Here is a 15,047-nt window from a genome sequence, read left to right on the forward strand (position 1 = left end):
AAGGCCGCCGGGCCGGGCGAGACCGTCGCCGTCAGGGGCTTCCACGGCACCGAGTTCTCGATGCCGGCGTGCCGGGAGAACCTCCGGCAGTACGGACACCTCGGTCCCAACGACGTCTTCCTCAATCTCCGCACAGCACTCGACCGCAAGGAGCTGGCCCCCGGTGACCTCGCGGTCCTGATCAACGTGAGCCCGGTGGCCGCCTGGAGTCTGCTGCTGGTCGAGACAGGTTCACAGGAGGGCACGGCATGAACGACATCACCTCGCAGATCACCGGCTTTCTCAGTGCAGCCCTTCGCCGGCAGGTCGAGCCGGACGACGACTACTTCGCACAGGGCCTCGCCGACTCACTGTTCGCACTGGAGCTGGTGACCTTCGTCGAGAGCCGCTTCGGCCTCGCCGTCGAGGTCGAGGATCTGGATCTGGACAGCTTCAGGACCGCCAACCGCATCACGGAGTTCGTCCTGCGCAAGACCGGAGCGCCCGCGTGGGGAGAGACACATGTCGAGGGCTTCTGAAAGCGGCCCCGACGCCGCGGCAGCAAACCGGCCGCCCGTGGAACCCGTGGACCTGTTACGGGTCGCGGCCGATGTCGCGGCCGACGCGCATGTCCACGCCGCTCGTTGGGACCAGGAGGGCGGACTGCCCGATTCGGTGCGCAAGGAGTTCGCCGCGTCGGGGCTGCTCGCGGCGGACCTGCCCGAGCGGTACGGGGGCGCAGGCCTCCGTCCGCTCACGCTCGGGGAGATCACCGCACGGATCGGTGGCGAGTGCAGCGCCCTGCGCGGGCTGCTGACCGTGCAGGGCATGGTCTCGGCGGCTCTGCTGCGCTGGGGCACCGCGGCGCAGCGGGCCGACTGGCTGCCCCGACTGGCCGGTGGCGAGCTGACCGCCGGTTTCGCGGCGACCGAGCAGGGCGCCGGCAGCGCGCTGGGGTCGGTGGAGACCCGTATCGAGGCGTCAGGCCGGTCGGGCCACCAGGAACTGGTCGTGAGCGGCCGCAAGAGGTGGGTCACCTTCGGTGCGGTCGCCGATGTGTTCCTCGTCCTCGGCACGTACGAGGGGCAGCCGGCCGCCGTGCTCGTGGACGCGGACCGCGCCGGTGTGCAGCGGGAACCGGTGCACGGCCAGCTCGGCATGCGGGGCGCCCGGATCGCCCATCTGGCTTTCGACGGCGTGCGGGTGCCACGGTCTCAGCTCGTCGCCCCTCCCGGCCTGGGTCTCTCCCATGTCGTCGGCACCGCGCTCGACCACGGCCGGTTCACCGTCGCCTGGGGATGCGTGGGCATGTCGGAGGCGTGCCTGGAGGACGCCGCCGCCCATGCCGCGGTCCGCCGGCAGGGCGACATCCCTCTGGGGGACCACCAGTTGGTCCGGTCACTGCTGGCCAGGACTGCGGTGGAGGCCGCCGGAGCCCGGGAGCTGGCCCGCAGGGCCGCGGAGGCACGGGCCCCGGGCCCGGGGCACGGCGTGGGGGAGACGGTCATGGCCAAGTACGCGGCGGCTTCCGCGGCGGCGGCGGGCAGCCGTGACGCCGTCCAGGTGCTCGGCTCGGCCGGCTGCTCGCCCGACAGCAGGGCGGGCCGTCACTTCCGGGACGCCAAGGTCATGGAGATCATCGAAGGAGCCCAGCAGGTGTCGGAACTGCACATAGCCGAACGGTTGTTACGGCGCTTCGGTGACGCGGCGCGCGGCACGGACCGGCCCGTCGGGCCCCGACTTTCCGGAGAGGCGCCGTGACGGCGGCGGTGGGCGCGCCCACCGTGAAGTGCCTGGTGTGGGACCTGGACGACACCTTGTGGGACGGGGTGGTGCTGGAGGGCGACGATCCCGCTCCCTTTCCCTCGGCGCTGGAGACGCTGGCCGAGCTGGACCGGCGCGGCATCCTGCATGCCGCCGCCGGCCGAGGCGAACGCAGCGTCACGCAACGCCATCTGTCGCAGCTCCGGCTGGCCGACTGGTTCTGTGTGACAGAGGTGGGCTGGGGAGCCAAGTCCGCCGCGGTGCGCCGCATCGCGAAGGCGCTCAACATCGGTCTGGACACTGTCGCGTTCGTCGACAACGACCCCGCGGAGCGGGCGGAGGTCGCCGGTGAACTTCCCATGGTCCGCTGTTACCGGGCAGCGGAGGTCGAACAGCTCCCCGGGTACCAGGAGTTCCGGCCCGAGCACATCACCCCGGAGGCCGCCGGACGCCGCCGGCTCTACCAGGCCGAGTGGCAACGCCAGGAGGCCGAGCAGGAGTTCACCGAAGGGCGCCAGGCCTTCCTCGAATCGCTCGACCTGGTCATGGAGCTGCACCCGGCCACCGAGGCAGAGCTGTCCCGGGCCAGCGAGCTGACCGTTCGCACACACCAGCTCAACAGCACCGGGCTGACCTACGGCATCGACGAACTGCGCCGGCTGAGCTCCGCACCGGACCACCGGGTGCTGCTGGCCACGCTCCGCGACCGCTTCGGTGACTACGGGATCATCGGCCTGGCCGTCACCGAACTCGTGCGGCGGGACGCGGTCCTGCGGCTGATGCTGATGTCCTGCCGAGTCGCTTCGCGCGGTGCGGGGAGTGTGCTGCTCCACCATCTGATCCGGCGGGACCTGGCGGCCGGCCGGCGTCCCGTCGCGCACTTCATCCCGACCGAGGTCAACCGCAACATGCTGGTCATGATGCGGTTCGCCGGCTACGAGGCGACGGCCGGTGACGAAGACCGCCTCGTGCTCAGCGTGGATCCGGAGCGCCCGCTGCCGCAGGCTCCCGGCCACACGCGCGTGATCGACGGTGCGGCATGAACGCCGGAGGAAACGAGGCTGCGATGACCGGGCACCCCGGTGGCACCGACGACTTCGATCCCGTGAGGACCACGGCCACACGGCCGGTGTGGGCCGCCTTCCGCACCCAGGTGGCCAGGGTGCCCGAGGCGGTCGCGCTCGTCGTCGGCGAGGTCTCGCTGACGTACCGTGAGCTCGATGACGCTTCGGCCGGCCTCGCGCGGCTGCTGTGGCGGCACGGGTTGCGGCCGGGGCGGGTCGTCTGTGTCCGGGTGCAGCAGAGCGCTCTGTCCGTGGTCGCCATGCTCGCCGCGCTGCGCACCGGTGCCACCTGGGCGGTCCTGGAACCGGACCTGCCCGTCGGAAGGTTCGAGGCGCTGTGCCGGGACGTCGACTGCGCGGTGGTGCTGAGCGAGGGCGGCGACGCCGTGCCGGACTCGGCACTCTCGGCGATGCCCGTCCCGCCGACGGTCGTGGACGCGGCGGACCTGCCCGTGCCCCGGCTCGTCCAGGCGGGCCGGGAACTGCTCACCGACCCGTACCCGCCGGTGGTTCCCGAGCAGCACCCCGCCTACGTCGCCTACACCTCGGGAACCACCGGCGTGCCCAAGGGCGTGATGGTCGGCCGGGGCCAGCTCGCGGTGTCCATCAGCGGCCGGGGACCGGTGTACGGGACCGGGCCCGCCGTCTCGCTGATCGCGTTGAGACTGTCCTTCGACGGCATCCTCGGCGGCTTGTTCTGGTCGCTCACCGGCGGTCACACCCTGGTGCTCCCCGATCCCCGACAGCTCGTGCAGGTGGCGGAGGTCGCCCGGCTGGCCAGGGAACACCGTGTGACACACCTGTTCAACATTCCCTCGTACTACCGCGCGGTGCTCCAGGATCCCGGCGGCCTGCCCGACACCCTGAGACTGGTCGTGGTGGGGGGTGAGGCGTGCACCCCCCAGTTGGTGCGCGCGCACCACGAGCGACTGCCACGGGCCCGGATCGTCAACGAGTACGGGCCCACCGAGACGACCATCGCCTGCACGGTGGAGACCGATCCGGACCCGGCCCTGGGCCGCATCCCCATCGGGCGGCCCTGGCCGGGAGCGCAGACCCTGGTACTGGACGAGCGGTTGCGTGAAGTCCCGGCCGGGGAGCGGGGCGAACTCTACGTCGGCGGCCTCCTCGTGGCCCTCGGCTACGCCAACCAGCCGGCCCGCACGGCCGAGCGATTCGTCGCGAACCCGTACGGTCGGCCGGGCGGGCGCCTCTACCGCACCGGAGACATCGCCGCCGTCGACGAACGGGGCGCGCTCCAGTACCACGGCAGAACGGACGACCAGGTCAAGATCCGCGGTACCCGGATCGAACTGGGCGAGATCGAAAGCGTGCTGGAACGCCATCCGGGTGTGGAACAGGCCGTGGTGCTCTGCGAACGTGCCGGGCGGGACGAGCCGCAGGTGGTCGCCTTCGTACTACCGGCACCCGGCAGCGGTCCGGCGGACACTTCGAGGCTGCGCGAACACTGTCGAGGCCGACTGACGGAGCAGGCCGTACCGACCCTGTTCATACCGGTCGACCACATGCCGCTCGACCGCAGCACCAAGGTGGACCGGGTCGCGCTCCGCACGCTGATCCCGACAGAGCAACAGGTCCCCTCGGGCGCCGGGGGCGGGGACTGGAGCGGGCACCGGCTCGCCGTCGGCCGGATCTGGGCCGAGGTCCTCGGACACTCCCGCTCGCAACCGGACGACAACTTCTTCGCCGTGGGCGGCAGTTCGCTCAAGGTCATCGACCTGCACGACAGGCTGGACCAGCGATGGCCCGGCGCGCTGCGGGTGGGCGAGCTGTTCGACCACGCCACCATCGCCGCCCAGGCCCAGCGGGTCGCCGACCGCCTGGGCGAGGGCGCGCAAGGCGAGGAACACGCTCCACCGGCCACTTACGAGCTCTGACACGCGTGAACGGAGAGGTGACATGAGCGGCACGGGCGTGACCCACGGCAGGCCGGCCGTCGCGGTGATCGGCATCGCCACGAGATTCCCGCAGGCGGATTCTCTCGCTGCCTTCCGGGCGAACCTGCGGGCGGGGAAGGACTCGGTGCGCCCGATCCCTCCGGAACGGATCCGGAGCACAGGGCTCGATCCGCGACACGACTACCCGGAGCAGGGCTACCTCGACCGGATCGACCTCTTCGACCACGAGCGCTTCGGGATGTCCCGGCGCGAGGCGGAGGTGACCGATCCGCAGCACAGGCTGGCACTCCAGCTCACTCAGGAGGCGCTGGAGAACGCCGGATACGCCCCGGCCGGGCTCCGGGACAGCCGGACAGCCGTGATCTTCAGCTCGCCGAACAACGGTTACGCATCCCTGGTGCGTGAGCCCGGCACGCTCGGCATGAACGGGAACATCCCCTGCGCCCTGCCCGCCAGGATCTCCCACTTCTTCGGTTTCACCGGCCCCTGCTACGGCGTGGACACCGGCTGCAACGGCTCACTCGTCGCCGTCCACCAGGCATGCCGTGAACTCGGCGACGGCGACGCGGACCATGCCGTCGTGGGCGGCGTGAGCCTGCGCCACATCGTGCCGCCGACGGCTGCGACGGCCGACTTCCCCGCCATCGCCTCGCCTTCCGGCCGGTCCCGTGCGTTCGACCGTGCCGCGGACGGTGCGGGCTGGGGCGAGGGCGGCGCGGTGGTGTTCCTCACCACGCTCGAACGCGCCCTGGCGGAGGGTGCGTTCGTCCATGCCGTGATCCGCGGCAGCGCCGTGGTGCACAACGGCCGGCACTCGGCCACCATCAGCACCCCGAGTGCCCGCTCGCAGGCGCACGTCATCACCAAGGCGTGGCACAGTGCCTCGCTGGACCCGTCGACCGCCGGATACATCGAGACGCACGGTTCGGGCACCCGGCTCGGCGACGCGGTCGAGGCCGAGGGACTGGCGCTCGCCCGTCCCGACGGCGACCGTACGGTCGCCGTGGGCTCGGTCAAGACGAACATCGGGCACCTGGACCACGCGGCGGGTATCGCGGGGCTGGTCAAGGCGGTACTCAGCGTGTGCCACGGTGAGCTGTATCCCTCGCTGCACTTCCAGGAGGCCGCCGACGAGGTCGACCTCGAAGGCGGCCGCCTGGAGGTCGTCACCTCGCTCCGGCAGTGGGACGACGAGACACGCCGGGCGGGCGTGAGCTCGTTCAGCCTGGGTGGCGTCAACGCGCACTGCGTGGTGGAGCAGCCCCCGGTGACGGCCTCGGCGGGTCCGGCCGTCGGCGTCGCGCAGCTGGTCGCGGTGTCCGCCCGCAGCCGGGCGGACCTGCTCTCCCAGTGCGAGCGGCTCTCGCTCGAACTGCGCGACACCGATCACCCGCTGGCCGACGTCGCGCGCACGCTGAACGAGGGCAGGGACCACGGCACCTACCGTGCGTCCGTGGTCGCCAGGGACACCTCCGAGCTCGCGGCACGCCTGGCCGCCGAGGTCACCTGGCGTCGGCTCGACTCGCCCGGAGCGCCCGAGACGGCTGCCCTCGGCGCCACGGCCGCACCTCGTGTGGTCTTCCTGCTCTCCGCGGACGCCACCTGCGACGTGCCAAGCGATCAGCTGCCGGAGGAGTTGCCCGCACCGGCGGACTGCGCCGCGACGGTCGGCGGACAGCTCGCGACGTACCAGCGGCTGCTCCGGGCCGGCGTCTCGCCGGACGGGCTGATGAGTTCGGGGATCTCCCGCTACACCGCCCGGTACCTGCGGGGGGATCTCAGCGCCGAGGACACCGCCGCGCTGCGCCGGGCACGCAGCGGGCAGGACGCCGCGGTGGCGGGCGACCCGCTGCGGGTGGAGCGGCTCCACGCGGCGGCGGACGAGCAGCTCTCCAACGGCCCGGTGGTCTTCGTGGAGCTGGCGTCCCGTGGCGAGATCAGTGATCGGCTGACGGCCCACCTCCGCGACCGCGCGGAAGCCCGCGTGCTCCGCCTGCGGTCCGGCACCGGCGACGCCGACGCCGCCGTCCTCGAGTTACTGGGCAGGTTGTACGAGGCGGGTGTCCCGCTGGACTGGCCGGCGCTGCGGGCTCACCCGTCGGCAGGCCGGGTTCCGCTGCCGGGACCTCCGGTCACCGGCGTTCGCTGCTGGGCCAGGCCACTGGGTGAGGTGCTGTCCTTCGGCGAAGTACTCCGCCCGCCCGGTGCCCCGGCTCCGGCTCCCGCTCCGGTTCCGGCTCCCGCTCCGGTTCCGGTTCCGGCCGCCGTGGAGCCGGTCGCAGACCCCGTCGGGCAGGGGACCGAGGCATCCGGGAGCGTGCTGGACTGGCTGCGGCGCACCCTCGTCGAACTGCTGCACGCGGACGAGGTACCGGCCGACGCCGACTACTTCTCCATCGGTGGCAACTCCGTGATCGCTCTCCAGCTCCTGGCGCTGATCCGAGAGCAGCAGGGCGTCCGCCTCAGGATGGCGGACATCTACGACCACCCCGTCGTCAGCGCGCTCGCGGCTGCCATTCACGACAGGGCGCCGTACACTCCCGCGCCTTCGTCGCCCAGAGCTGCGGCCGCACCGACGGCCCCGGTCGCCCCCGGCGTGCCCGACGCCGACCTGCCGCCGATCCTCCCGGGCGGTGAGCCGGTGCTGTCGTACGGGCAGGAGCGCATCTGGTTCCACCACCAGCTCGATCCGACGACCACCCTCTACAACCTCCCCGGCGCCTCCCGGTACCGCGGCCCCCTGGACGTCGAGAAGTTCAGGCTCGCCTGGGAGGACCTGGCACGGCGCCACGAGGCGCTGCGCTCCAATCTCGTCGAGATCGACGGCAGCCCCGGGCTGGAGATCCGGCCCGAACTGGGTGACTTTTTCACCTACGTGGACGTCTCGGGGGAGGAAGACCCCAAGACCGCGGCGGGTGCGGTCGTCACCTCCGCCATGCGCTGCGTCTTCGACATCGCCCACGATCCGCTGGTGCGGGTGACCGTGGTGCGGATCGGTGACGACGACCACATCGTCTGCTGGTGCATGCACCATGCGGTGAACGACGGCTGGGCCCCGCAGATCCAGAAGCAGGAGCTGCTGGAGTTCTACACGGCCCGCCTGGAGAACCGCGCCCCCGACCTCGAGCCGCTGCCGGTGCAGTACGCGGACTACGCACGCTGGCAGCGTCGGCTGGTGGCCGACGGCCGGCTCGACGGTGAACTGAGCTACTGGCGCGAACGGCTCAGCGACCCGCCCGCACTGGAGCTGCCCACCGACCGGCCGCGCCCCGACCGGATGGACTTCGCGGGCGCGACCCATGGGTTCGTCGTCCCCGGCGCGGTGGTGCAGCGGCTGCGCGAGGTGGGCGCCAAGGAGACGGCCACCCTGTTCATGGTGCTCCTCACCGCGCTCACAGTGCTGCTCGCGCGCTGGTCGGGCCAGCGGGACATCGTCGTCGGCACCTCGACCATCGGGCGCAGTCGGCCCGAACTGTGGGGTCTGCTGGGCTTCTTCAACAACACCGTCGCGCTGCGCTCGGACCTTTCGGGTGACCCGAGCTTTCGCGAGCTGCTGCGGCAGGTGCGCGCAGTGGTCCTCGGCGCCCTCGACCACCAGGAGATTCCGTTCGACAAGGTCGTACGCGAGGTCGAGGTCGACCGCGATCCCAGCCGCAACCCGCTCTTCGACGTGATGTACGTGCACCAGACGCTGCCACCGGCCGCGGCCTTCGGCGAGATCCGCACCGGACCGGCGCACGACCCGGAGATCATCCCGCATTTCCCCGGACTGCCCCCCGGCACCGCCAAGTTCGACCTCTCGATGGTCGTCGGCGAGCTGGCGGACGAGGACGACATCGTGGTCATGATGGAGTACGCGACGCAGCTCTTCGACGCCGGCACGATCTCCGCCATGTCCGAAGCGTTCCTGGAGCTGCTGAACGCCGTCGCGGACGACGAGGACACGCGCTACGGCGACCTCCCCGCGGGTCCTCCCACGGCGACCGGACCGGTCGCGGACCGGCCGGACACGCCGCCCGCCACGGTGGACCCGGTGGCCACCCCCGTCGTCAGCTGCCTCGAGCTGCGTGGCGAGGTGCGGCCCGCCGCGCTGCGCACGGCGCTGGAGGAACTGGCGGAACGGCACGAGGTGTTGCGTGCCGGGACCATCGAGGCCGCGGAGCACGGCTCGCTGCTCGGCGACGGCTTCTTCACCACCGCCGACGTGTCCGGGGAGAGCGAGCCCCTGGTCACCGCCGGAGAGATCGCGCAGGCCGAGGCCGCACTCGTACTCGATCCGGCATCGGGTCGCCGGCTGCACGCACTCCTCGCGACGACGGGCCCGGCACAGCATGTCCTGCTGGTGACCACCCATCAGCACGCCTACGACGGTGGCCGGCCGGAGGTGTTCTTCCGGGACCTGCTCGCCCTGTACGGCGCCCGCCTGGACGAACGCCGGGCCGAGCTGCCCGAGCTCCCCACTCCTCCCGGCGAACACACCGAGCCCTGGACGGGCCCCCGCAGGGAGGACCGGCTTTCCTACTGGAGGCGGACGCTGACGGGACTTGCCGACGGCGCGCCGCCGCCGGACCGGGCCCGGCCTGCCCACGGCACCCGCGCCACCGCCACCGTGGGGTCCAGGATTCCGGACGACCTCGCCCACGCGGTGGGGCGTTCGGGGCCCAGGGAGAGCGTGCTGGCGGCCCTCACCGCCCTGCTCGCCCGGCAAGCGGAGGCGGACGAGGCGCTCATCGGGCTGACCGGCACGGGGTTTCCCCTCGCGGCGGCCGGCACGCGGGTGGGCTCCTTCGCACGGACCCTGCCGCTGCGTCTGGACCTGGCCGACGACCCGTCCTTCGAGCAGCTCACCGAACGGGTGCGGCGCGCCGTCACCGACGCCGAACAGCACGGGGACGTGCCGCTCGCCGACATCGTGCGCGCGGCCGGACTGCCCGCCGAGCCGGGCAGGGCACCGCTGTTCGACGTGGCGTACTCCTACCAGGCATGGCCGGTGACACTCGGCTCGGCGGCCGGAGTGGAGGCGGCCCCCCTGCGGTGGCCCGGCACGGACGCGGGACGGCTCACACTGCCGCCCAGCCACAGCGAGCTGGACCTGTCCTGGTCCGTCGTCGAAGGGCCGCGCCGGGACGAGCTGTCCGTCTCGTTGGACTACCGCACCGAGCTGTTCGACCGGTCGACGGCCCAGGCTCTCGTCGAGGGACTGCTCAGGATGCTGCGGGCGGCCACCGGTGCCCCCGATGCACCGCTGTCCAGCCTGTGGCCCCTCCGGCCGACGACCAGCGCAAGCACACCTGCGAAGCCGGCCGCGGCGCGGCCCGCGCACACCGACTGACGCGGCTCGGCCGACGAAGGAGATCTGCAACAGTGGGCGATCAGACAGACGTTCGACAGGCGGCGCAGGCCGTGGAGACCGTTCCGGCCGAATCCCTGGTGGGCATCGTCGGCGCGGGCACGATGGGGATCGGCGTGGCGCAGTGCTTCGCCGAGGCCGGCCACCCCGTGGTCGTCGTCGACAACGCTCCCCGGGCGCTGGCCACGGGGCCGGATCGGCTCCGCGCGGGGATCAGGACGGCCACGCTGGTGCGCCGGAGAGCCCGGCAGGCGCAGGCGGGTGCGCACGCGTCCCGGGCCGAGTCCCTCGTGACCTGGTCGGCCGAGCTCGCCGATCTGGCGTCGGCCGTCCTGGTGGTGGAGTGCGCCCGGGAGGACGAGGACGTCAAGGAGGGGATCCTCCGCGAGCTGGACCGGATCTGCGGGACAGGGACGATCTTCGCGTCCAACACCTCGTGCATCCCGGTCAGCCGCCTCGGGTCCTTCACCGCCCGCGCCGACCGGGTCATCGGCACCCACTTCATGAACCCCGCGCCGCTCAAGGACGCGGTGGAGGTGATCTGCGCGCCGGAGACCAGCGCTCTCACCCTGGAGCGCACGGAGGCGTTCCTCGCCCGTGTCGGAAAACACGCCCTGGTGGTGCGCGACGCCCCCGGCTTCGTCACGAACCGGGTACTGATGCTGACCCTGAACGAGGCGGCCGCAGTGCTGGGTGAGGGAACCGCCGACGCCGAGTCCGTGGACCGCATCTTCCAGGACTGCTTCGGTCACCCCATGGGGCCGTTGCGCACGGCCGACCTCATCGGTCTCGACACCATCGCCGACTCGCTGGAGGTGCTGCGTCGGCACACCGGCGAGGACCGCTTCCGGCCCTGCCCACTGCTGGCCCGCCTCGTCGCCGAAGGCAACGTGGGACGCAAGTCCGGCAGCGGCTTCTACCAGTACCCGTCACAGCACCTCGGCGCGCGCGGAGGAACCGACCATGGCTGACCGCCGGGGCCACACCGCCCAGCTCGTGGAGATCCACGGCGAGCTCGACCTCACCACACTGGGCGAGGCGGTCGCCCAGGTCGTGGCCGAGACCGCCGGACGGCGGGTGCGCCCCGCCGGTGAGGCGCCCGGCGGACCACCCGTCCCGGAGACCTCGGACAGCCTGCCACTGCCCGTGGTCGACGTGGGCACGGAGGCGGACCCGCGAGCCGCGGCCGCGGAATGGACACGCAGGGCGCTCGAGCGGGGAGCGGAGCTCCCAGGGGACGGCGAGGAGACCGGACAGGCGTGGTCCGACCAGGCGTTGCTGCGGCTCGGCCCGGACCACCACCACTGGTTCCACCGGCATCCCCGGGCCGTTGTCGACCGCTTCGGCTGTGCGCTGATCACCCGTCGGGTCTCCGAGGTGTACACGGCGCTCACCGAGGGCCGCCCGGCCGCCGACGGTGCCCTGGCCACCCGGGCCCAGCGGGCCTCGGCAGCGGCCGGGTACGCCGGATCCCCCGCGCAGGAAGCGGACCGAGCCCATTGGCGTCGGCGGTTCGCCGACCTGCCCGAGCCGGTGACCTTCGCGTCCGGTGCCGCCCCGGACGCCGACCGGTTGCGGGCACCGGTGAACTCCCGCCCCGTGACGCTCGGCACCACCGACACCGAACTCCTGCGTGCCACCGCGCGTCACGCCGGTGTGCCGGCGCGGGCGGTGCTGTGCGCCGCCGTGGCGGCCTACACCCACCGGCTGAGCGGCGCCACGGACGTGGTGATCGGCATGCCGCTGGACGGCCGGCCGAGCCGGGTGAGCAGACGTGTTCCCGACGCGAGCGACTACATCGTGCCGCTGCGGCTGACGGTGCGGCCCGCCGCCACCTTCGCCGAGCTCGTCCAGGACGTCGCCCGCCAGGCGCGCGAGACGGTCAGGCACCAGCGGCTGGGCCACCGGGAGGTGTGTCGTGCGGCCGGGGCGCCGGACGACCGGCCCCGGCTGTACGGGCCGATCGCCGACATGCGCGCCCCCGGGCCCCGGGTACGGTTCGGTGAACTGTCCGTGGTGGTCCACGACCTGGTGCCGGACCCCGTCCAGGACATACGCGTCGTACTCGACGACGACCCCGTGAGCCGGCGGCCGCGAGTCGTCTTCAGCGGCGCCGCGGACCGCTACTCGGCCGCCGAACTCGACGCGCACGCCGAGCAGTTCGGGCGTCTGCTGGCCTCGGCCGTGGCCGGCCCGGGACACCCGCTGGGCACCCTCGGCCTGCCGGCGGCGGACGAGCGGCCGGCCGTTCGCTCCCGGACGAACGGCACGGCCTTTGGAACATCCCGCCGAACGCTCACCGACGTCCTGGAGAGAGCCGCCCGGAGACACCCGGACGCGGTTGCCGTCTTCGGTGCCGACGGCAGGCTCACCCACGCGGAACTCCACGAGCGTGCCAACCGGCTGGCCCGGCTCCTGCTCGACCGCGGTGCCGGGCCGGAGTCGGTCGTCGGACTGCTGCTCTCTCGGCGCGCCGGAACACTGGTGGCGATACTCGCGGTGCTCAAGACCGGTGCCGCGTACCTGCCGCTCGACGCCGGTTACCCGGCCGAGCGACTCCGCTTCATGGTCGAGGACGCGGCGCCCGTCTGTGTGCTGACCGACACCGCGACCCACTCGTACGGCGCGGAGGTCGTGAGCCGGTCGACCACGACCATCGGGCTCGACGACCCCGCGGTGGTGGCGGAGCTGGCGCGCTGCTCGTCCACGGCGCCGTCCGATGCCGACCGCCCCGAGCCGCTGCTGCCCTCGCATCCCGCGTACGTCATCCACACCTCCGGTTCCACCGGTACACCCAAGGGGGTGGTGGTGCCGCACCGCGGTGTGGTCGCGCTGGTGGACTGGGCGACCGCCGAGTTCGGCGCCGAGTCGTTGGCACACGTCCTGGCGGCGAGCTCCTTCAGCTTCGACGTGTCGGTGGCCGAGATCTTCCCGGCGCTGGCGGCGGGCGGTTCCGTCGAGGTGGTCGACAGTCTCCTGTCGCTGCTCGACGGCGACCCGCCGCGCTGGTCGGGCGGTGCGCTGTGCGCCGTCCCTTCGGTGTTCTCCAAGCTGATCGGGACCGGCGGGCTCGAGGTGTCGGCCACGACGCTCTGCATGACCGGCGAGGCACTCTCCGCGACCCTCGCCGCACAGATCCGGGAGACCATGCCCGACACCAGGGTGCTCAACCTGTACGGGCCCACCGAAGCGACCGTCCATGCCACCGCGGCCACCGTCCATGCCCCCGCCACGGCGGGCGACGGTCCGGCGCCGGAGGGCGCACCCCCCATCGGACTGCCGTTGCCCCACGTACGCGCCTACGTGCTCGACAGCTCACTTCGCCAGGTGGAGGCGGACCGCCAGGGCGAGTTGTACCTGGCGGGGGACTGCCTTGCCCGCGGATATCTGCGTCGGCGCGGGCTGACCGCGGAGCGTTTCGTGGCCGACCCCTCCGGGCCGCCCGGCGAGCGGATGTACCGGACCGGTGATCTGGTCCGCCGGCGTCCCGACGGGCAACTGGACTTCCTCGGCCGCGCGGACGCCCAGGTCAAGGTCAACGGTTTCCGCATCGAACTCGGCGAGGTGGAGGCGGTGATCGCGAGGCACCCCGCCGTCACCGAGGTCATGGCCTGTGTCCGGGAGGGGACGAGCGGCACCCCCCGGCTGGTGGCCTACCTGGTGCCCGCGGAGGGAGCCCGCGTCCCCGGCCGCCGTGCGCTGCGGGACTGGGCGGCCGCGCGGCTGCCGGCACATCTGGTCCCGGCCGAGCTGAAGGCCGCCGCCGCGCTGCCGCGTACGGGCAGCGGCAAGCTCGACCGCGACAGGCCGCCGACAGGTGTACGGCCGTTGGAGGCCGACCTGCCGACAGCGGACGGAGCGCGGGAGGAGCACGGAGCGCGGGAGGATTTCGCAGCGCGGGAGGAGTGCGTGGCGGAGGTGTTCCGCGAGGTGCTCCAGCTCCCCGAAGTCGCGAAGGACGTCAGCTTCTTCGACCTCGGCGGCGACAGCATCCTGTCGATTCGGCTGCTGAGCCGACTGCGTCGGGCGGGTCTCGTCCTCACGGTGCAGGACATCGTCGAGCACAAGACAGCCGGTGCACTGGCGCGGGTCGCGCGCCGGACGAACGGTGCGCAGAAGCCGGAGGCCGGCGAGGGTGCGCCCGAGGCGGCCGACGACACCGCGAGCAACAGGTGGGGAGGCATCCAGGAGAGGTCGGAAAGCGACATCGGGGTCCTGTTGCCGCTGCGGGAGTCGGGCGCCGAGGCACCCCTGTTCTGCGTGCACCCGGCGGCGGGCTTCTCCTGGGGCTACGCGGGACTCACCGCACCGGTCGGCGCCGACCGGCCGGTGTACGGCCTGCAGGCCCGCGGCCTGGACGGCACCGAAGCTCTGCCGGCGTCCATGGAGGAGATGGCGGCGGACTACCTGGACCATGTCAGGTCCGTCCAGCCCACGGGCCCCTACCACCTTCTCGGCTGGTCCTTCGGGGGAGCGGTCGCCCACGAGATGGCGGTGCAACTGGAGGAGAGCGGCGAGTCGGTGGAGACGCTGGCGATCCTGGACGCCTACCCCACGGACGCGGACGTGGGCGGCGCCGCGGTCTCGGCCGAGACCGCGGCGGGTTCGGTCGCCGGCCGGGACGTCCTCGGGCTGCTCCTGGAATTCTTCGGCTACGACCCCGCCCTGTGGGCGGGCGAGTCGCTGACGTATCCGCGGTTCGTGGAGATCACCCGCGCGCAGCAGGGAATGCTGGCCTCCTTCGACGAGCAGCGGATCGCCGCGCTGGCCCGGGTCATCACCAACAACGCGCTGGTCGCCGGCGGGCACAGGCCTCGCCGGTTCGGCGGGAACACCGTGATGTTCACCTCGCGGGACCGCTCGCCCGGGACGGCGCTCGGCCTGTGGCGCCCGCTGGTCGGGGGGTCGCTCGAGGTCCTGCCGGTCGACTGCACGCACATGCAGATGGGAGGCCCCGCCGTGCTCGGTGAC

Annotated in this window: 7 protein-coding genes and 1 pseudogene; all 8 read left to right on the forward strand. The window is 72.6% G+C overall.

Annotated elements, in window-relative coordinates:
- Positions 1-252 (forward strand): annotated as a pseudogene (locus ABZ646_RS22795) (hypothetical protein); the annotation flags it as partial.
- Complete coding sequence (locus tag ABZ646_RS22800) at positions 249-518, forward strand: acyl carrier protein (RefSeq protein ID WP_360521779.1); 270 nt, start codon at positions 249-251, stop codon at positions 516-518. The pseudogene ABZ646_RS22795 and the gene ABZ646_RS22800, both read left to right, overlap by 4 nt.
- A gap of 46 nt (positions 519-564) precedes the next feature.
- The gene (locus ABZ646_RS22805; protein WP_360521782.1) at positions 565-1,740 is read left to right on the forward strand and encodes an acyl-CoA dehydrogenase family protein; all 1,176 of its coding nucleotides are present in this window, start codon (positions 565-567) and stop codon (positions 1,738-1,740) included.
- Positions 1,737-2,786 (forward strand): HAD-IIIC family phosphatase, encoded by a 1,050-nt coding sequence (locus ABZ646_RS22810; RefSeq protein ID WP_360521785.1) that lies wholly within the window; start codon positions 1,737-1,739, stop codon positions 2,784-2,786. Before ABZ646_RS22805 ends, ABZ646_RS22810 begins: the two co-directional genes overlap by 4 nt.
- A 23-nt stretch (positions 2,787-2,809) precedes the next feature.
- Positions 2,810-4,705, forward strand: a complete 1,896-nt coding sequence (locus ABZ646_RS22815) for an amino acid adenylation domain-containing protein (protein WP_360521788.1) — start codon at positions 2,810-2,812, stop codon at positions 4,703-4,705.
- 22 nt (positions 4,706-4,727) lie between these two features.
- Positions 4,728-10,058: a condensation domain-containing protein gene (locus ABZ646_RS22820; protein ID WP_360521791.1), complete on the forward strand. Its 5,331-nt coding sequence runs from the start codon at positions 4,728-4,730 to the stop codon at positions 10,056-10,058.
- A gap of 32 nt (positions 10,059-10,090) precedes the next feature.
- The gene (locus ABZ646_RS22825) at positions 10,091-11,047 is read left to right on the forward strand and encodes a 3-hydroxyacyl-CoA dehydrogenase family protein (RefSeq protein WP_360521793.1); all 957 of its coding nucleotides are present in this window, start codon (positions 10,091-10,093) and stop codon (positions 11,045-11,047) included.
- A partial coding sequence (locus tag ABZ646_RS22830; protein ID WP_360521795.1) for an amino acid adenylation domain-containing protein occupies positions 11,040-15,047 on the forward strand: 4,008 nt, incomplete at its 3' end. The genes ABZ646_RS22825 and ABZ646_RS22830, both read left to right, overlap by 8 nt.

The sequence above is a fragment of the Streptomyces sp. NPDC007162 genome, assembly GCF_040634175.1.
Taxonomy (GTDB): domain Bacteria; phylum Actinomycetota; class Actinomycetes; order Streptomycetales; family Streptomycetaceae; genus Streptomyces.